Origin of the sequence: Rhizobium sp. BK312 (assembly GCF_014193605.1) — a bacterium.
Lineage (GTDB): Bacteria > Pseudomonadota > Alphaproteobacteria > Rhizobiales > Rhizobiaceae > Rhizobium.
The window spans coordinates 477,213-497,309 of record NZ_JACHZP010000002.1 but is presented as its reverse complement, the minus strand read 5'-3'; the positions used below and the strand labels follow the sequence as shown (position 1 = coordinate 497,309).

General features: G+C 60.0%; 13 protein-coding genes. 9 read left to right on the top strand and 4 right to left on the bottom strand.

Annotation, left to right across the window (positions count from 1 at the left end; translation table 11 throughout):
• Window positions 1-117: 117 nt before the first annotated feature.
• Together FHT85_RS06955 and uxuA are read right to left on the bottom strand one after the other, a co-directional pair.
• On the bottom strand, window positions 118-2,190 hold the full coding sequence (locus FHT85_RS06955) for a putative bifunctional diguanylate cyclase/phosphodiesterase (RefSeq protein ID WP_112410422.1): 2,073 nt from the start codon (window positions 2,188-2,190) through the stop codon (window positions 118-120).
• A 184-nt stretch (window positions 2,191-2,374) separates the two neighbouring features.
• Entirely contained in the window at window positions 2,375-3,553 is a 1,179-nt protein-coding gene (uxuA, locus tag FHT85_RS06950) for a mannonate dehydratase (protein WP_112410421.1), read from the bottom strand.
• Window positions 3,554-3,667: 114 nt separating this feature from the next.
• Between uxuA and FHT85_RS06945 the strand changes: the two genes are divergently transcribed.
• The 3 genes from FHT85_RS06945 to FHT85_RS06935 all read left to right on the top strand — a co-directional run bounded on the left by FHT85_RS06945 (window position 3,668) and on the right by FHT85_RS06935 (window position 10,302).
• Window positions 3,668-4,369, top strand: coding sequence for a FadR/GntR family transcriptional regulator (locus FHT85_RS06945; RefSeq protein ID WP_112410420.1), 702 nt, complete (start codon window positions 3,668-3,670; stop codon window positions 4,367-4,369).
• Window positions 4,370-4,397: 28 nt separating this feature from the next.
• The gene (locus FHT85_RS06940; protein WP_112410419.1) at window positions 4,398-6,866 is read left to right on the top strand and encodes a glycoside hydrolase family 2 protein; all 2,469 of its coding nucleotides are present in this window, start codon (window positions 4,398-4,400) and stop codon (window positions 6,864-6,866) included.
• Between the two features lie 175 nt (window positions 6,867-7,041).
• Window positions 7,042-10,302, top strand: a complete 3,261-nt coding sequence (locus FHT85_RS06935) for a GH36-type glycosyl hydrolase domain-containing protein (protein ID WP_112410418.1) — start codon at window positions 7,042-7,044, stop codon at window positions 10,300-10,302.
• A gap of 129 nt (window positions 10,303-10,431) precedes the next feature.
• Here FHT85_RS06935 and FHT85_RS06930 read toward each other — a convergent pair whose 3' ends face one another.
• The gene (locus tag FHT85_RS06930; RefSeq protein WP_112410417.1) at window positions 10,432-11,286 is read right to left on the bottom strand and encodes a WcbI family polysaccharide biosynthesis putative acetyltransferase; all 855 of its coding nucleotides are present in this window, start codon (window positions 11,284-11,286) and stop codon (window positions 10,432-10,434) included.
• Window positions 11,287-11,609: 323 nt separating this feature from the next.
• Between FHT85_RS06930 and FHT85_RS06925 the strand changes: the two genes are divergently transcribed.
• The 6 genes from FHT85_RS06925 (at window position 11,610) to FHT85_RS06900 (ending at window position 18,659) form a co-directional block, all read left to right on the top strand.
• Entirely contained in the window at window positions 11,610-12,266 is a 657-nt protein-coding gene (locus FHT85_RS06925; RefSeq protein ID WP_112410416.1) for a DUF2161 domain-containing phosphodiesterase, read from the top strand.
• Between the two features lie 261 nt (window positions 12,267-12,527).
• Entirely contained in the window at window positions 12,528-14,030 is a 1,503-nt protein-coding gene (locus tag FHT85_RS06920) for a DegQ family serine endoprotease (protein ID WP_112410415.1), read from the top strand.
• Between the two features lie 279 nt (window positions 14,031-14,309).
• Window positions 14,310-14,939 (top strand): J domain-containing protein, encoded by a 630-nt coding sequence (locus tag FHT85_RS06915; protein ID WP_112335748.1) that lies wholly within the window; start codon window positions 14,310-14,312, stop codon window positions 14,937-14,939.
• Window positions 14,940-15,165: 226 nt separating this feature from the next.
• On the top strand, window positions 15,166-16,662 hold the full coding sequence (locus FHT85_RS06910) for a lipopolysaccharide biosynthesis protein (RefSeq protein WP_112410414.1): 1,497 nt from the start codon (window positions 15,166-15,168) through the stop codon (window positions 16,660-16,662).
• Between the two features lie 72 nt (window positions 16,663-16,734).
• The gene (locus tag FHT85_RS06905) at window positions 16,735-17,550 is read left to right on the top strand and encodes a galactosyl transferase (RefSeq protein WP_112410413.1); all 816 of its coding nucleotides are present in this window, start codon (window positions 16,735-16,737) and stop codon (window positions 17,548-17,550) included.
• Between the two features lie 38 nt (window positions 17,551-17,588).
• Window positions 17,589-18,659 carry an acyltransferase family protein gene (locus FHT85_RS06900; protein WP_112410412.1) on the top strand — a complete coding sequence of 357 codons (1,071 nt, stop codon included), beginning with the start codon at window positions 17,589-17,591 and terminating at the stop codon, window positions 18,657-18,659.
• Window positions 18,660-18,672: 13 nt separating this feature from the next.
• On the opposite strand, the gene FHT85_RS06895 is transcribed toward FHT85_RS06900, so the two are convergent.
• On the bottom strand, window positions 18,673-20,001 hold the full coding sequence (locus FHT85_RS06895) for a PLP-dependent aminotransferase family protein (RefSeq protein ID WP_112410456.1): 1,329 nt from the start codon (window positions 19,999-20,001) through the stop codon (window positions 18,673-18,675).
• Window positions 20,002-20,097 lie beyond the last annotated feature (96 nt).

Sequence of the window (20,097 nt, the reverse complement as noted above, 5' to 3'; positions counted from 1 at the left end):
TCAATGGGCTGTTCCAAGGACGTTGGCCGATCATCCTTCCCGACAACCGGCGCCGAATTTTTTCGATTATTCTCGCGCGCCCGTTCCAGACCTCGGCGGCCATCCATGCGCTGGCATTCAGGCGCGCATAAGCCGGGCGGGGCGGGCTTCGCTTAGAATTCGCGCCAGGGCATCCTCGCGTGACATTGGTCGCCCGAGCAGGAAACCCTGCACTTCGTGATAGCCTTCGGCCCGCAATTTCGCCAATTGCGCCTCCGTCTCGATGCCTTCGGCCAAGGTCACCGCATTGAAGCCGGAGGCAATACCGACAACAGCCCGCACGATGGCAAGATTGCCGGGATCGGCATCCATGCCGGCGACGAAACTGCGGTCGAGCTTGATCTTGTCGAAAGAGAAGGAGCGCAGATAGCTGAGCGAGGAATAGCCCGTGCCGAAATCGTCGATCGCGATGCGAATGCCAAGCTCCTTGAGGGCACGCAGCAGCGACAGGCTTTGCTCGACCTCGGAAAGCAGGATGGATTCCGTGACCTCGATCTCCAGGCGTCCGGGGCAGAGACCCGTCTCGCTCAGTGCAGAAACGACCGTGGCCAGCAGGCTCGCATGCCGGAACTGATAGACGGACAGGTTGATGGCCACTTTCAGATGTTCCGGCCACTCCATGGCGGTCCGGCAAGCTTCCCGCAGCACCCAGTCGCCGATCGGAACGATCATCCCCGTTTCCTCGGCGACGGGGATGAATTCCGCCGGCGCGATGAGCCCACGCTTGGGATGGCGCCAGCGGATCAGAGCTTCGAAGCCGGAAAGAGCGTCTCCGTCCAGTCGGATGATCGGCTGGTAATGGAGCTCGAATTCGTCGTTCTGCAACGCCTCACGAAGCTCCAGCGTGAGCTGATGGCGCCGTTCAGCTTCAAGCCGCATATCCGTCTGGTAGAAGCGATAGGTTGAGCGGCCGCTTGCCTTGGCTGCATAGAGCGCCAGATCCGCGTCTCGCATCAGCACATCGGCGTCGCTGCCATGTTCAGGCGCCATCGCAATGCCGATGCTGCAGGTCACGTGTTCCCGGACGCCATCGAGATCGAAGGGTGCCGAGAGCGATTGCAACAGCAGATCGGCGAAGCGCCGGGCTCGCCCGGCATCCGTCATCCGCAAAACCAGCGCGAACTCGTCGCCGCCCAGGCGCGCGACCAGATCGCTCCTCTCGGCAAGCTGCTGGAGGCGTTCGGCAACCTGGCGCAGGAGCATGTCACCGGCGGCATGGCCCTTGCTGTCGTTGATATGCTTGAAATGATCGACATCGATGTAGAGCAGCGCGATTGGCTTTTCCGGCCTCGCAGCCGCCACCTGCCGTACGATGCTCTCGGAAAAGAATGCTCTGTTCGGAAGGCCGGTCAGGGAATCATGCATGGCAAGATGCGCAAGCCGTGCCTCGACGCTGCGCTCCTCGGTCACATCCTGGGAAATGCCGAGAACATAGCGCGGCGCTTGCCCTGACGGGGCGGGAAGCGCCCGCTTCGCTGTCTTCAGAATACGCAACATGCCATCCACAGTGTGAATGGTTTCCTCGAAGTAGACGGTTTCGGCGGTTTCGAAGGCAAGCTTGTCCTGCTCCCGGAAAAGCGCCGTCTGTTCATCAGAGAATATCGCCCGATCCGACTTGCCGATCACATCTTGTGCTGCGTGCCCAGCGATAGCGCCGCACGCCTCATTGAAGAGAATATAACGGCCGTCCCGCTCCATATCCTTGACGAAGACGCCGACGGGGAGATTGTCGACGATGCTGTCGAGCAGCGACTGGGTGGCATCGACCTGCCGCCGTGCCGCATTAACCTCGGTACGATCCTGCACAATCGCCAGGATTGCTATCTTGCCGTCGAAGCGGATCTCCCGCCCATAGGTCAGGACCTCGAATGTATCGCCATCCGCCTTCAGATGCGTCCAGCGCTGCGCCGTCTCGATGTCGGTGCGGTGGTACACGGCATCCAGCATCCGCTCGCGCTCCATAGATGGCCTGATATCGAGCACGGTCATGACCGCGAAATCCGCGTCGCCATAGCCATAGAGGTCGCGGGCCGCATCGTTGACGATCAGAAACTTCAACGTCTGCGGATCATAGACCCACATCGGCGACGGATGTGTCTTGAAAAGCGACCGAAAATCGTCGTTCGGGGCGTCGGGCCAAACGGAATTCATAGGAAGGTCGACCTTGCCAATTCGAGTTTGAAGATTAGCGAATTGGACATTGATAGATGAAAAAACTAAATAAAATCAAAATAGTAACGAGATTAAACTTTAGGCAAAAGCCTATCGAATATGCAACGACAGGCTTTATTCCCTTCGTCCCGTTTCATCGATGGGACCGCAAATGCCGTGAGGTTCAAAGCCCCGCCTTGTCGATCGCATGGATGACGCCGTGCAGCTCGCCAAGACCTTTCAGGCGGCCGATGAGGGAATAGCCGGGATTGGTCGGCTTATCGATATCATCGCCGATCAGATGTCCGTGGTCCGGCCGCATTGGGATCACATGATCTTCCCGGCCTTCTTTGCGACGGCGGGCCTCCTCGGCAAGCAATGTACGCAGGATGGCATAGATATCGCTGCGCCCCTCCAGATGCGAAGCCTCCACGAAGGAGCCATCCTCTTCGATCGCAACGTCGCGCAGATGCGCGAAATTGATGCGGGAGGCAAATTCGCGGGCGATCGCCAGCACATCATTGTCGGCACGAGAGCCGAGAGAACCGACGCAGAGCGTCAAACCATTGGCGGCATGATCGACATTGCCGAGGATGCGGCGCAGATCCGCTGCCGTTGAGACGACGCGCGGCAGACCGAAGAGCGAAATCGGCGGATCGTCGGGATGAATGGCGAGACGGGCGCCGAGTTCGGCTGCAACCGGCACAACCTCTTGCAGAAAAGCGTCGAGATTGGCCCGGAGATCTTCTGCCGTCATTCCGTTGAAGAGGGCGATGGCGGAACGGATGGCGTCGCGGCCATAGCTGTCCTCACCGCCGGGAAGACCGGCGATGATGTTATTCTCCAGCCGTTGCACGGCCTCCGGCGAGAGCCCCTTCAGCCGCTCCTCTGCACGCCGCAGCAGGTCCGGCGTATAATTTTCTTCCGCACCCTTCCTGCGCAGGACGAACGCGTCATAGGCAACGAACTCCGCCATGTCGAAACGCAATGCGAGCGCGGTGGTCGGCATCTCGAAGCGCAGATCCGTACGCGTCCAGTCAACGACAGGCATGAAATTGTAGCAGATGGTTTTGATGCCGGAGCGGGCGAGATTAACGAGGCTGTCCTTCCAGACACCGATCGCAGTTTTCGCCCCTACCCCGCCGAGCTTGATTGCGCTCGGAACGGGGATCGATTCACACACGCTCCAGCGCAGCCCCGCCGCCTCGACCAGCGCCTTTCGCGCTTCGATTTCGGTCGGCATCCAGACGCGCGAATGCGAGACTTCATGCAGCGCCGTGACGATGCCCGTCGCGCCTGCCTGGCGCGCATGCAAGAGCGGAACGAGATCCTTCGGGCCGAACCAACGCCAGCAGCTTTCCATATGACACCTCCCCATTTGTGGGTCAAAATATCCTTGAAAAGCGAAATGTCTACCCGTCGTATCACGGTTGACACCTCTTATTGACCAACAATATGGTCCGATAGCGGAGGAGAGATGGTGGCAGATACCGCTGACATCGAGGATAGGGGTTCGGCGGTCGATCAGGTGGTCGACGCGCTGCGACGGCTGATGCGCGAGCGCAATCTCGGTCTCGGAGACGCCCTACCCTCGGAAGCCGAACTCGCTTCCATGTTCAATGCCAGCCGCAATACAGTGCGCGAAGCGATCCGCATCCTGAAGGCCTATGGCATCGTCGAAAGCCGCCAGAAGGTCGGCGCGGTGATTACGGATCGCCGCCAGCAGGCGCTAATGGAGCTTTTCTCTTTCGCCATCGACATCTCGGCAGAAAGCTTTCTCGATATCCAGGGGTTCCGTCGCCTCATCGAGGTCAATCTCAGCGATCTTCTGTTCGAAACTCTCGACGAAACCGCCATCGACAGGCTGCGCTCCATCAACGACGCAATGAAGGCCGCATCGACATTGGCCGAGGCTGCCGAACTTGATTTCCGGTTTCACGCCGCCCTTGTCGGCTTCGCCGGCAATCAAACCTTGTCACAAGTCTATGGCATTCTGCAGCCATTGTTGCAGCGGCTGATGGAGGCCGGAAAGCGCTCACGCGAGGCTGTCGACAGCGCCTATCACGAGCATCGCGCCATCATCGAAGCGTTGGAACAACGGGATCGAATCGCCTACGCCTATCATATGAACCGCCACCTGCAGGCGGGCCTGCAGTTCATCGCGCCAAAGGCTGTTTGAGACATCCATTTCATCACGGACATATGACATGAAAAGACAGACGCTCGACACCGGCTGGACCATCTCGCGCCTTCGCGCGCCATCCAGTGCCCCGCCCCTGCCCAATTCGATCCCCGCGACCGTGCCGGGCAACGTTCATCTCGACCTGATGGCAGCGCAGCTGATTACCGATCCCTATCTCGACGTCAACGAGATCTCGCAGGATTGGATCGGTCGCGCCGCCTGGCGTTACCGGCTGGCTTTTGATTGGGATGGCGAGGACGCCGAGCGCATCGATCTTTCCTGCCTTGGCCTCGACACGGCAGCACGCCTGGAACTGAACGGCAGCTTGCTCGGCGAAACCCGGAACATGCATCGCAGCTACCGCTTCGACATAGGCGATCACCTGAAAAGCGGCCGCAACGAGTTGATCGTCGATTTCCAATCCGCCTATGAACATGGCGAGGAGGTCCGCAAACAGCTCGGCAGCGCCGCCGATATTCCCCAGAATTATCCCGGTCCGAGCAATCTCATCCGCAAGATGGCCTGCAATTTCGGCTGGGACTGGGGTCCGACGATCGTCACCGCGGGCATCTGGAAACCGATCGTTATCGAGAGCTGGTCGAAGGCCCGTCTCGGCAGCATCCGGCCAGAAATCACCCTGCAAGGCAGCCAGGGCGTCGCGCGCCTGCATGTCGAGATCGAATGGGCCGACAAGGGCACGGACAGCGTGGCACTCGTGCTCTCCATCGGCGGCAAGCGCGCGGAAGTGCGTGTCGCGCAAGGCGAGACCCACGCGCTGATCGAGTGCCGGATCGACAACCCGCAGGTCTGGTGGCCGCATGGCATGGGCGGTCAGCCGCTTTACGATCTCGACCTACAGCTGCTCGGCTCGGACGGTGCGGCGCTCGACGGCTGGAAGCGGCGCGTTGGCTTCCGCTCCGTACGGCTGGATACGACACCGGACGAGATCGGCTCTGCCTTCACGCTCGTCGTCAACGACGTGCCGGTCTTTGCGCGCGGCGCCAACTGGATCCCCGATGATTGCTTCCTGCCACGCGTGACGCGTGAACGCTACCGTGAGCGGATCGGCCAGGCTCGCGATGCCAATATGAACATGCTGCGGGTCTGGGGCGGCGGCATCTATGAAACCGATACGTTCTACGAGGAATGCGATGCCGCCGGCATCATGGTCTGGCAGGATTTCCTCTTTGCCTGCGCCACCTATCCCGAAGAAGAGCCGGTCTACAGCGAGATCGAGGCGGAAGCGCGCGAGGCGATCACGCGACTGATGCCCTATGCCTCGCTGGTCATCTGGAACGGCAATAACGAGAATATCTGGGGCTATTTCGACTGGGGCTGGCAAGACGTGCTCGGCAATCGCCCCTGGGGCGCCGGCTACTACCTCGACCTCCTGCCGAAGCTGGTGGCCGAGATCGATCCCACCCGACCCTATTGGCCGGGCAGCCCCTATTCCGGCTCCATGGAGATCGCGCCGAACGCGGACGAACATGGCTGCAAGCACATCTGGGACGTCTGGAACGAGGTGGGCTACGAGACCTACCGCAACTATATCCCGCGCTTCTGCTCCGAATTCGGCTGGCAAGCACCGCCGACATTCGCAACCCTTGCCCAATCCGTTCGCGAGAAGGATCGCGCCCCGGCCTCCCCCGCGGTCCTGCATCACCAGAAGGCAACCGGCGGCAACGACAAGCTTCTGCAGGGGTTGGAAGGCTGGTTTCCCCACCCGCAAAATTTCGACGACTGGCTCTTCGTCACCCAGCTGAACCAGGCGCGCGCGATCAGCTGCGGCATCGACCATATGCGCTCGCATCGGCCAACCTGTATGGGCACCATCGTCTGGCAGCTTAACGATTGCTGGCCGGTCACCTCCTGGGCGGCCGTCGATGGCGCCGGCCGGAAGAAACCGCTCTGGTATGCCTTGAAGCATAGCTATGCGACGCATCTGCTCACCATCCAGCCGCGCGATGATGGCTTGGCTGCGGTCGCCGTCAATGACGCAACGCTGTTCTGGCGCGTGCCCTTCACCGTCGAGCGCTTCGATTTCAACGGCAAGCTGCTTGCCCGTCACCATGTCTGGCGCATCCTGTGCGATCGCTTCGAGAATGCCGATATCGAGATTCCGGCCGAGGTCGCGACACCAAGCGATCCGCGCCGCGAATATCTACGCGCCCGCCTCGGCGATGCGGAAGCGTGGTGGTTCTTCGAGAAGGATATGAAGCTGCAATATCCGCAGCCGCGCTTTGACGTCGAGAGCGTCCAGACGGTGGACGGTGTTGCAGTCACCATCACGGCGCAGTCGTTCCTGCGGGATGTCTGCCTGTTCGTCGATCGCATCAATCCGAATGCCGAGGTCGACGACATGCTGGTCAATCTCGCGCCCGGGGAAAGCAGGACGTTCCAGACCAAAGGCATTTCTAAGGAGGCCTTCGACGATGCCGATCTTTCGGCAATCCTTCGCACGGCCAACCAGGTTGCGGAGCTTCCAAATCACTGAAACCGCGCCTCCGTACGCGAAAATATCCGGCGCGTTGCGCCGGATCTAGGCCTATATTTTCCGTATGCCGTCACAAAAGATTGCGCTGGTGAATGGCGAATTGCCTCCTATGATCGGACGGCGCCTTGTGATCTAGTGCCACTCATCCAATCCATGAATCAGCGAGATCACGCTTATGTCCTCGGACACCAATCGCAGCTTTCAGACGCCCCGCCGCGAAGAACTTGGCCTCATCACCCTCAGCAATACCGCCGGCCTTTCGGCTTCGGCCCTGCCGAACGGCACGTTGTTTTCGATCGACTTTGCCGACCAGCAGGGCGGCGTCATGATCAATCAGGTCCTCGGTTCGCCCGTCTATGGCGGTATCGGCCGGCTCTATCTGCGCATCGGCGGTGCGAAGCCGGCGACTGCGGAAATCGTCGGGCCAAAGGCTGCCGTGCAGTTCGGCCATGGCAGAAACGGCTTTTCGTGGAGCGGCGAGACGGCCGGTGTGAAGCATACGGTCAGCCTGCGGCTGCACCCGAACAAGACCGCATGGTTCTGGCAGGTTTCGCTGGAAAACAGCACCAATGCGACGCTTTCGGCCGACCTCGTTCTCGTTCAGGATGTCGGCCTCGGCGATCGCGGCTTCCTGATGAACAGCGAAGCCTATGCCTCGCAATATATCGATCACCACATTGCCGATCATAGCGCCTTCGGCCCTGTCATCATGGTCAGGCAGAACCTCAAGCAGGGTGGCGGGCGAAATCCGTGGCTGGCGCAGGGCTGCCTCGAAGGTGCGGCGGCCTACGCGACCGATGCAATCCAGCTTCTCGTGCCGTCCAAGGGCAATGATGGCGTCATGGTGCCGGACTTCGGCACCAGCCTGCCCAGCGCGCGCCGCCAGCACGAAGTCGCCTGCCCGACAATACAGTCGAAGCCGCTTTCCCTGGCAGCAGGTGCCGCCGCCGCGACGACCTTCTTCGGCCTCTTCGTTGCCGATCATCCGGCCGCTTCCAGTGACGCCGATCTTGCCAATCTCGATAGCCTGCCGGCGCTTCAAAGTGAGCTGGCAGCGGAGACGATATCCGTTGGACAACCAGTGCGCAGCCTCGTGCAGGACGCGCCGCTTGCCGAAAGCGACGATCTGGATCAAGCCGCGATCAATACGCTCTACCCCCAGCGTATGCTGGAAGAACACGCCGACGGGAAGCTGCTTTCCTTCTTCGTGCCCGACGGGCCGCATAACAGGCACATCGTGCTGCGCGAAAAGGAGCGGCAGGTAGCGCGCCGCCATGGCGCCATCGTCCGCAGCGGCCAGAACATGCTGCTCGATGACCAGACACTGGCCGCCACCTGCTGGATGCAGGGCATCTTCGCGGCGCAGCTGACCATCGGCAACACATCTTTCCACAAGCTGTTTTCGGTCTCGCGCGATCCCTACAATCTGACCCGGTCGAGCGGCCTGCGCATCCTCGTTGATCTCGGCGATGGCTGGCGCCTGCTTGGCGTGCCCGCCGCCTTCGAGATGGGGCTGAGCGATGTGCGTTGGATCTACCGCCTTCCCGGCCGAACCATCACTGTATCGGCAATCGCCTCCGGCGACGACCCGGCGATGCAATGGAGCGTTTCCGTAGAGGGCGCCGCCTGCCGCTTCCTCGTATTTGGCCATATCGTGCTTGGCGAACGTGATTACGAAGCCGTGACGAACATCGCAGTCGATACGGCGGGCAAGCGCATCTCTTTCCGGCCGCAGCCGTCCTGGCTGTGGGACCGGTATCCGAAGGCTGAATACCATCTCGTCACCTCAACCCCGGATGCGTTCGAAGCCGTTGGTGGCGATGAACTGCTCTATAGCGACGGCACCGCCCGCAATGGCTCATTCATCGCCCTGAAATCGCATCCGACGAAAGCACTGCGCTTTGCCGTCACGGGCTCGATGACCGATCCGGATACGGCCGAAGCCCTTGCTGCGCGCTACAGCGCCGGTGTCGAAAGCGAAGAGATGCTGGCGCCGGCGCGCCGCTTCTGGAGCCATGTGACGCGGGGCGCGCGCATCGAGGGTGATGGCCGAGATGTGGCGGCGCAGGCCGTGATGCTGCCCTGGATCGCGCATGACGCCATCATCCATCTGAGCGTGCCGCATGGGCTCGAACAATATACGGGGGCGGCCTGGGGCACGCGCGACGTCTGCCAGGGGCCAATCGAATTCCTGCTCGCCTACGAGCATGACGAAGAAGTCCGGCAAATTCTTTCGACGCTCTTTTCCGAGCAGTATCGAGATCGCGGCGACTGGCCACAATGGTTCATGCTGGAGCCCTACGCCAATATCCGCGCCGGCGAGGCGCATGGCGATATCGTCGTCTGGCCGCTGAAGGCGCTCTGCGATTACATCGAGGCGACCGGCGACTTCGCCTTCCTTGCCAAAACTGTGCCGTGGCGCGCCGACGACACCATGCAGCTGACTTCCGAACATGCAACGATATCCGATCACATCGAAAAGCTGCTGGACACCGTGCGCAGCCGCTTCGTGCCGGGCACGAGCCTGATCCGCTACGGCGAGGGCGACTGGAACGACAGCCTGCAGCCGGCCGATCCGCATTTGCGCGATTGGATGGTCAGCAGCTGGACCGTTTCACTTCTGTATGAACAGCTTGTGCGCTACGCCAACATCCTGACGCTCGCCAGCCGCAATGACGAAGCGCAGTCGCTTCAAGCAACGGCTGTTGCCATGCGCGCCGATTTCAACAGGCTCCTGATGCGGGACGGCATCGTCGCTGGCTATGGCGTCTTCGATCCGAGCCATGACGGCGTCGAATTGCTGCTGCATCCAGAGGATACCCGCACCGGGCTGCATTATTCGCTGATCGCGATGACGCAGCCGATGATCGGCGGGCTGTTCACGCCGGATCAGCGCCACGCCCACATGAAGATCATTCGCGAGAACCTGCTGTTCCCGGACGGCGTGCGGCTGATGGAAAAGCCGGCAACCTATTCCGGTGGTCCGGAGAAGCTGTTCCGGCGGGCCGAATCCTCGTCCTTCTTCGGTCGCGAAATCGGGCTCATGTATGTGCATGCGCATCTGCGCTACTGCGAGGCCTTGGCGCTCGAAGACGATGCGGAAGCGGTATGGGCGGCACTCGCGCTCGCCAATCCGATTGCCGTCAGCGGCAGGGTGGAACATGCGTCTCTGCGCCAGCGCAACACCTATTTCAGCAGCAGCGATGCGGCCTTCGACGACCGCTATCAAGCATCTGCGGAATGGGCGCGCGTCAAGGCGGGCGATATCGCCGTCGATGGCGGTTGGCGCATCTATTCGAGCGGCCCCGGCCTTTACACTAAGAGCCTGATCGGCAACGTCTTCGGCTTCAAGCGGCAATTCGGCGAGCGTATCCACAAGCCGTTATTGCCGGCATCCATCGGCGCCTGCGAGGTGAAGCTGGATTTCACGGCTTGACCAAGGTCAAATGAACAAGGCCGCTTTTGCGGCCTTTTTTCTCGCGCAGGCTACCGACGGTGCGTGCGGATCGCAAGAGTTCGATCAGCATGGCACAGGCTGATGATACCCGGCCGGCTTAGCGATCGGTTATCGAGCTGCCTCCACCACAACTGTTTTCACATGGTCATAGCGCGCACGAAAGGTCGATTCGACCTGAATTGATCGCGGTGGAAGCCGCGAATACGCGGCAAAGCTGAGCTCGACGAACCTCTCGAGGGAAATAAGTCGATACTCGTCCGGCAGCTTGAAAAGGTAGGAGCCCGGGGTTCCGAAAGCCTCGGCAATTTCGGGATAGACCGGATAGCACGCCCCGTTCAGGAAATCGTCAACGGGCTTGATACCACTGACAATAGGCTCGACCCCCAGCCGCTTCAAAAAGCTGCCGGCAATATCGTGAATGCAGCGGATCTTCGGATGATTCACCGAATACATAAAGGCTTCGCCTCGCGACCATTGTGCGAAGCAGGGCGCGATATCCAGACCATATTCGGCAAAATGCTTGAGGAGCCGCGCCCGCTCCCGTTCCCAGCGTGCGAAAAAGCCGCATCGTTCGAAAACGTCGCGCCGAAAGAGCTTCCGGGTCGTTTCTACACTTAACCCGTCTTCGTACGCCGCCAGGACGATCATGGAATGATAAAAGCCCATCGGGCCTTGGACAGAGCCGGGCGAGAAGGCATAGCAGATATCTGGATGATAGGCATCGAAGCTGATCGAGGGGATGAAATCGATATTCTGAGCGATACTGAAATCGAAATCCATACTGTAAAAGCGGGGGTGGAGAAGTACCCTGAAATAACGGGGTAATTCCTGCTTGTATTTCTCGATATTTTTCGTGAATGCCCATATGTCGATTGCATCGATATGGAAACGAGAGGAAAGAAGCTTCAGGGAGTTCGCAAGTTCGTAGGTTTGGCAATTCGACAGTACGAGCCAAGTCTCCATCAGGTAACCACCTCAACACGCCGCACACAACTTCCGCTATCAGATTGAAATTCCGACTGGTTATGTCGATAAAAGCTTCTCCGCGAGATCAAATATGGCAAGTAAGCCATTGTTTTATTGATGGGTTGGGCTCGTCTATATCGATGACGTCAGGGCTGCGCGAATTGCGGCGAGAATGGCGGTTGTCGGGCGCCGGCATAGGCATCCGGCGAATCGACCTCAGCGCCTTCGCTTTAACTTGGCTACCTATTGCCGCGTCTATCGACCGTCTGGTTAACCGAATCGGCTAATCTCGTGCGGATGTGCAAAGCCCGGAGGCGGATTTGGAAACGGCGCTCTATCTCCCGATCAAGTCATTTCTCGAAGCGGCCGGCTATGCGGTAAAAGGCGAGATCGGCGGCTGCGACCTTGTCGGCCTGACTGATGGCGAGCCGCCTGTCGTCGTCATCTGCGAACTGAAGATGACCTTCAACCTCGAACTCGTCCTGCAGGCGGTGGATCGCGCTGCTGCCAGCGACGAGGTCTGGATCGCCGCCCGCGTCTCGGCAAAGGGCAAGGGTCGGGAAGGCGATCGTCGGTTCCGCGACCTTTGCCGAAGGCTGGGCTTCGGCATGCTCACCGTCTCGGACAGCGATGTCGTCGACATCGTCGTCAGCCCCGTCGCGCCGATGCCGCGCAAGAATGCGCGGCGCAGGTCACGCCTTGTGGAAGAGCATCGCCGGCGCAAGGGGGATCCGGCCCTAGGCGGCAGCACGCGCAAGCCGATCATGACCGCCTATCGCCAACAGGCCCTTGCCTGCGCCGCTGCCATCGAAAACGGAGCGCAACGCCCGAAAGACATGCGCGAAGCAGCACCGAAGGCCCCGCAAATTCTGAGGGACAACGTTTACGGCTGGTTCGAGCGCATTGACCGAGGAATCTACGCTTTGACAGAGCTTGGAATAGAGGCCCTCAAGCGTTGGCCGGCAGCGCAGCTTTAAATATGGAAAATTTCCGGTCGCTCAACATTAAATTCATGTAATATCTTAACATTTTGCAATACAAACATGATCAATATTTAATTTGTAAAAGTTTCTTGGCGGATCATATTAACACCAAGCGCCAATTCAAATCTATACTTTGCTTCCTGCAGTAAAAACGGGAAACAAAGTCGCTCGCAAAATTGACGCGGAACCAATCACAGCTCGTCTCCGATATGGACGGGCCGCCAAACCGCCAACGATCTCGCAAGGGACTTTGCCATGCCTTCTCTTCTCCGCAAACATCGCACAGCCGCCATCGTCGGTGCCGCTATCATCGTCGGCGCCGGCGCATTGCCTTTTGCCTTCAGCACATCCGCAACCGTCGCCTCGGCCGCCGAACCGGCCGGCATCATCGCACCCGGCGGCTCCTTCGCTCCGATCGTCGATGCCGACAAGCCGGCCGTCGTCACCGTCACCACCACCATGAAGGCGACCGATACCGGCGCCGACGGCAGCAACTCGCCGATGGACGAGCAGTTCCGGCAATTCTTCGAAAACCAGGGTATCCCCTTCCCGAAGCAGATGCCGCGCCAACAACAGAACCAGCGCGCCATGGCGCTCGGCTCCGGCTTTATCATCAGCCCCGATGGCGTCATCGTCACCAACAATCACGTCATTCAGAATGCGGTCGACATCAAGGTGACGCTTGACGACGGCACCGAACTGCCTGCCAAGCTTTTGGGTGCCGATGCCAAGTCGGACCTTGCCGTCCTGAAGATCAACGCGCCGAAGCCGCTCGCCACCATCGCCTGGGGTGACTCCGACAAGCTGAAGCTTGGCGACCAGATTCTCGCCATAGGCAATCCCTTCGGCATCGGCACGACCGTCACAGCCGGCATCGTCTCCGCTCGCGGCCGCGACCTGCACAGCGGCCCTTATGACGATTTCATCCAGATCGATGCCCCCATCAATCACGGCAATTCCGGCGGGCCGCTGGTCGACCGCGAAGGCAATGTCGTCGGCATCAACACTGCCATCTACTCGCCGAACGGCGGCAGCGTCGGTGTCGGCTTTGCCATTCCCTCTGCCGAGGCCAAAGCGATTGTCGCCAAGCTGGAGAAGAACGGCTCGATCGATCACGGCTATCTCGGCGTCGCCATCCAGCCGGTGACCTCGGATATCGCCAATGCCATGGGCCTCTCGCAGACCCAGGGTGCGCTTGTCGCCAGCGTCAATGACGATACCCCGGCCGCCCGCGCCGGCATCAAGAGCGGCGACATCGTCACCGCCGTCGGCAACGAGAGCGTGAAGACGCCGAAGGATCTGTCGCGGCTGGTCGCCGATCTCTCTCCCGGTGACAAACGTTCCATCACCCTGTGGCGCGACGGCAAGAGCATGGACGTCAATGTCACCATCGGCGGCAATGACGACAGCAAGCAGGCCGCCAACGACGCTGGCGACGGCAAGGTCCAGCCCTCCAATCAACCGAGCATTGGCGTCGGCCTTGCCAACCTAACACCGGATGTGCGTGAGCAGTTGAACCTGCCGCATGGCGTCGAGGGCGCCGTCGTTGCCAGCGTCAATCCGGAGAAGCCCGCCGCTGCGGCTGGCATCCAAACCGGTGACATTATCGTCTCGGTCAATGATCAGCCGGTCCACAACGCCCATGAGGTGCAGACGGCCGTTGCCAAAGCCGGCAAGGATGGCCGCAAGTCCGTCCTGCTCCTGATCGAGCGAGACGGCAACAAGACCTTCGTCGCCGTGCCGTTCTCGGCCGCTTAGAAGATCTGAGGCATTGAATGATCGGCCCGCTTCCAGCAACGGAGCGGGCCGAATTTGTCTTGTTTCGCCGTCTCCACGTGGCCTATGTCCTGAACGCCACCTTTCCACAACAGAAACCTTTCCGTTTTTGACACCTGACTCTTTTTGTCCAAACTCTGCCTTTGTGATGGTACAAATAGCGCCGGAGCCGATTGAAACGATCGGGCGGGAAGTTTAAACCGCTCCGGCGATATCAGCGGCTGGGCCTTAAAACAGGAATAAGCGGCGGCAGGAGTTGGAGTGACTGATCCCTACGATATTCTCGGCGTTGCGCGCGATGCGGGCGAGGAGCAGATCAAGGCAGCTTATCGCAAGCGCGCGAAGGCAGCCCATCCGGATTCCGGCGGCGATACCGAGGCTTTCGCGCGGCTGCAAAAGGCCTACGAGCTTCTTCTCGACCCCGTACGCCGCAAGGTGTTCGACGATACCGGCTATGATGTCGAACTGACCGATGCCGTCGACCTGCAGGCGCTGGTCGCGATCGAGAAGCTGATTACAGAGGTCGTGCTTGACGAACGGGAACCTGGTACCTTCGATCCGGTCGCCAAGATGCGCGCGAGCCTTCTGGAAGAAATTCGCAAGGCGAATTTCAGCAAGAGCGAGCTCGAGCGACACTCCAATCGCATCGGCCTTCATTTAGAGCGGCTGGGCAAGCGTCCGGGCAAAGACGTAGTCGGCCACATGCTGCGCGCCCGCATCAAAGCGATCGCCACCGCCATCAGCGAAACGGAAGCAAAGATCGGCGCCACCGAACGCGCCTGCGACATGCTCGAAGGCTATCTTTACGAGATGAACGAGCCTCAGGAAGAAGCGGAAACAGCTGCCGAGATCGAATGGGACGAGCCAAGGGTCCGCTCGGCCGCGCAGTAGAAGCTCACTTTTTCACTGCTCGGAAGAGGCAAATTTCGCGTTTGCCTTGATCGCCACATCACTTTCAGCAACGCAATGTTGCAATGCAACAATTTTCCCTGGACAAATCGAGGGGCTGGCCTAGATCATGCATCCAGCACGCCGTCCTGCTTCATCGGGCGACGGCGAAGCGGCAATGGCGGGCGCCTGTTTCCGGCATTCGCCGAAGGTCTAAAAACGGCGAGGTATGCGTTTGCTGGCTTCCGAAACGGATGAAGTCGTCTTTGAACATCTGAGCGAGAACCGATCGCGGGCCGCATTGAGAGGCGCCTTCTGGTCGGCGCTGGACACGTTGATCCCAACGGCGCTCAACAGCCTGGTCTTCGTCGTCACCTCGCGTTTTCTTCTGCCCCAGGATTTCGGCCTGGTCGCACTCGCCTTCGCCATCGTCAGTTTCGCTTCCGGTTTCGGCCCGACGGCCTTCGGCGAGGCGTTGATCCAGCAGAAATCCATTCGGCGCAGCCACCTCGATACTGTCTTCTGGCTATCCTTCGCCTCCGCGGCGATCCTCTATGCCGCGCTGTTTCTGCTTTCCCCGTTTCTCGCCCATTGGGTCGGACATGACGACATCGTCAAGCTGCTGCTGATCATCGGCCTGAAAATCTTCTTCGACATGATGATCATCGTGCCAAACGCCCTGATCGGCCGCACGATGTCCTTCCATCTCGCAGCTGCCCGCACGGCGATCGCCACTACCGTTTCGGCGACCATCTGTCTTGCTCTGATCTTCGCCGGTTTCGGGCTATGGGCGCTTGCAATTGCCCAGATCGCCGCTCCCGCTGCTGCCTGCGTTGCCGCATTCTGGGGCGCAAGATGGCTGCCGGGTTTCCGGATCAAGCTCTCGAGCCTGCGCGAATTGCTGCATTACGGCATCTTCGCCTCGGGCAACCGCTTCCTCCAGACCATGAATCTCGACCAGCTGATCATCGGCACGCTGGTGAGCCCGGCCGCTCTCGGCATCTATAATTTCGCCCGGCGGCTCTACGAGATGCTCAACAATGTCGTTGCGGGTGGGCTGAATTCGGTCAGCCACGTGCTGCTCTCCTCGCTGCAGCATGATAAGGACAAGGTGCGCGAAGCCTTCCTCATGGCGACCTTCGGCTGCTCGCTGGTGTCTTTCCCGGCCTTCATGGGGCTTGCGGCGGTCGCCGACGATGCCATTCCGCTGATCTTCGGACCGCACTGGGCCGCCGCCATCTGGCCGGTTCGTTTCTTCTGCGTCATCGGCCTGATGGCCGGTATCGGCATCATCCAGGCCTCCCTGATCACCAGCCAGGGCAGATCCGACTGGTGGTTCTACTATCAGCTGGTGCGCAACGTCGTCTCGATCCTCACCGTGCTCATTCTTCACCAATACGGGGTGACAACCGTCGTATTTGGTCTCATGCTCGGAGTAGTGATGCTCTGGCCGGTGACGCTGTGGATGGTGTCGCGATTGATCGGTCTCAGCATCGCGGAATATTTCGGTCAGTTCCTGAGGCCCATCGCCGCTTATCTCGGCATGCTTGTCGCCGTGCTGGCAATCTCGTCGGCCCTGATCAACCAGCCCCTGGCAGAACGCCTTATCTGCGAAGTCCTGGTCGGTGGCCTCGCCTATTCAGCCCTCATCCTTCTCCTATGCAGAGAAAGGGTCCTCTTCCTCGTGCGAACGACGCTGCAAGGCCGTCGCGCGAAGGCACAGTAGCAGTCGTCGCGAACAAGGACGGAAAAGGCTCATTCCATCTCGCGATAGAATACCAAGTCGGAAAGGCGCCTCATGACACTGGTTACGTTCATCATTCCCGTTCGCCATCAGGCCAATTCCAATGATTGGCCGGCGCTGAAACGGCGGCTGTCGCAAACGATCGCATCGATCGCCGGGCAGTCCAACAAAAACTGGCGCGGCGTTGTCGTCGCCAATGAAGGCGCCGATCTGCCGGATCTGCCGCCGAATTTTACGGCAGAACGCGTGACCTTCCCGCCAAACCAGCTGCATGACATCAACGGCGCCGATCGCGAGAAGGTCTATGATGCATTCCGGCTGGACAAGGGCCGCCGCGTCCTGAGCGGCATGCTATCCGCGCGGGATACCCGTTTCTTCATGATCGTCGACGACGATGATTTCGTCAGCGCCAACATCGTGGATTTCGCGGCTGGAAATACCGATGCCAACGGCTGGAAAATCAACCGGGGCTATCTTTGGAACGAAGGCGGCAGGCTGCTTATGCATCACAACGACTTCGCCAATTATTGCGGTACGTCGCTGATCATTCGCTCCGATCTCTATCGCTTGCCGGCGACCTTCGAGGATGCGGAGATCGATTATATCAAATCCATGCTCGGCAGCCACGTGCGCATCGGCAAGCTGCTGGCCGACGCCGGCTCTCCGCTCGGCTCGCTGCCCTTCCGCGGCGCGATCTATCGGGTCGGCCATGCCGGCGCCCACAGCAAATCCTCCAATCTCATCAGGACCCATTTCCTCAACCGGTCGGTGCTGACAAGTCCGCGCCAGTTCCTGGGCAACCTTTCGCGGGTGCGCCCGCTCGATCGCAACCTTAGAAACGAGTTCTTCGGCGCGCGGGCCGCCGGATAGCTTAGGCGTAACCTTTCCCCCCCATGAGGTTTCGATCAATGCCGGCTGATGCAACGAGACACAGATATGCCGCCCTGGATGCGATGCGCGGTCTGGCGGCATTCGCCGTTGTCGTCTATCACCTCGACAGGCCTTATGCGCCTTCGGCCTATATCGCGGTCGATTTTTTCTTCGTGCTCAGCGGCTTCGTGATTGCCAGGGCCTATGGTGAAAAACTCGCGAGCGGCATGACCGTGCTGGCCTTCATGAAGGCTCGCTACGCGCGTCTCTATCCGCTCTTTCTCATCGGCAGCGTCTACGGCCTTGTGCAATTGCTGCTGCACTGGCAGGCATCCGGTGTCGGACGGGCCGATCTTGCCGCGAGCATCCTTACGACCATATTCATGCTGCCTTCGCCGAGTTTTCTGACGCGGTCGGCGGGCGACATCTTGGCGCTTTATCCGCTGAATGGCCCCGCCTGGTCGCTGTTTTGGGAGCTGCTGGCCAATCTCATATTCGCGCTCGTGCTGTTCAGATTGAAAACGCGGAGCCTGATCCTCATAGCCACTGCATCTCTGGCGCTGCTGATCGGCTCCGTCTTCCTGCACAAATCGCTCGATCTGGGCTGGGAATGGCACTCGGTGGACGGCGGCTTTGCCCGCGTCTTCTTTTCCTTCACGCTCGGAATGATCATCTACCGGCTTCGAAACAGCACCGCGATTGGCTGGACCATGAACAGCTATGCCGCCCTGCTGCCCATTGCGGTGATCTTAATCTTGCTGTTTCTCCCCACCTATTCGCTGAAATATGCGCTTGTTTTCTGCATCCTGATCTCGCCGCTCATCGTCCTTGCCGGCACGATGCTGGAACTGCCAGAGAGGCTGCAACGGCTCGCTATCTTTCTCGGCTATCTCTCCTATCCCATCTATATGTGCCATCGCGGCTTCACTGAGATTTACGGGCATCTGATGCGCGATACCCACTTGCCGCAGCCCGTCTACGTCGCGATCTATCTCGTCGCGATTTCCATCATCGCCCTCATCTCGGCCAAGCTGGCGGAAATCCTGGTTCGCTATATCGGCGCCTCGAAAGGCGCTCACAAAGGCATTGAAGCCAGCCAACGCGGCTGACTGTCTCCAGAAATCATGTGTGGACGGCGGCAAGTGCGATGGCATCGGCAACCTCGTCGCACCGCTCCGAAAGATTGGCCGTCGCGACGCGCAAATTGCTGCTGGGCAGGATCGAGAACTTGGCACCGGGATGCACCGCGATGCCTCGGGCAGCAAGCGTCACCATCGCGAAAGGCTCCGACGAGACCGGCACCCAGGCACATAATCCCTCTCCGTGCCACGCATCGACGCCGCGCTCGCGAAGCGCATCGATGAGCCCTGCGCGGCGTTCCCGATAGGTCCTGCGGGCATGATCCAGGCACGATGCCGTCGCCGGATCGCGCAGCAGCCAGGCAGCCGCCGCCTGCAGGATACGGCTGGTCCAGCCGGAACTAAAGCTGCGATAGGACTGGATCTGGTCGATGATCGCCCGTGAGCTCGACAATACGGCGAGGCGCAGGTCCGGCCCGTGCGTCTTCGAGTAAGACAGAATATGGATGACCCGATCCGGAAAGAGATGTCCCATCGAATGACGTGGTGCCGTCGAGATATCGGCAATGCCATCGTCCTCGACGATCAGCGTATCCTTGTCGCGAAGGATCTCCGTGAGGCTTGCCATGCGTGCCGGGCTCACGCTCTGGCCGGTGACGGAATGGATGCGCGGCTGGAAGATGAAAGCGACCGGGCGATATTTTAGCGCTTCCTCCAGCGAGGCCGGCAGCGGCCCCTCCTCGTCGCATTTCACCGGAATGATGCGGGCGCCCCGATCCTCGAGAATATCGAGAAGCCGCATGCCCGTCGGATCTTCGATCGCAACGGCAGCACCCGGCATGACGAGGGCGTTGATCAGGGTGTAGACGGCATTATAGCCGCCATTAGTCGCCAGGAACGCCTCCGGCTCATAGGGCCATGTCTTCCTGACCTCGCGCTCAAGCTCCGGCAGGATGCGGCTGCGCTCGTAGCTGTTGAGATTTTCGGCCGAGGCGCCATAGGCCATCGCCGCCTCCAGCTTTGGCAGCAGGCGAACATCGGGAACGGCTGCTGTCAGATTGAGGGCGTCGGAACCGTAATCGCCGACACTTGCTAACCGCGCCGGCTTGGCGACGAAGCGGTCGCCGCTGACCCATGTGCCATTCCTGCCGCGTCCGCTGATGATCTTCTGACGTCTGAGTTCGCTCCAGGCTTCCGACAGGGTCGCCGGGCTCACGCCAAGGACAAAGGCGAGGTCGCGGATCGGCGGCAGCTTGGTGCCAACAGGCAGGGCGCCAGCGCGAATGAGCGCGCTCGTTTCAAGCGCGATGCCACGTATGGTCCGATCGCTCAATTGTGAGGCAAACCATTTCGCATCCCGCTCTTCGCTCATTTCTGACACCATTTTTAATGTTCAATAACGTAATAACATTTGATCGACTTATATTGAACATTTACTCGTTGAGAAAACAAGTTTTCCCGCGAGTGA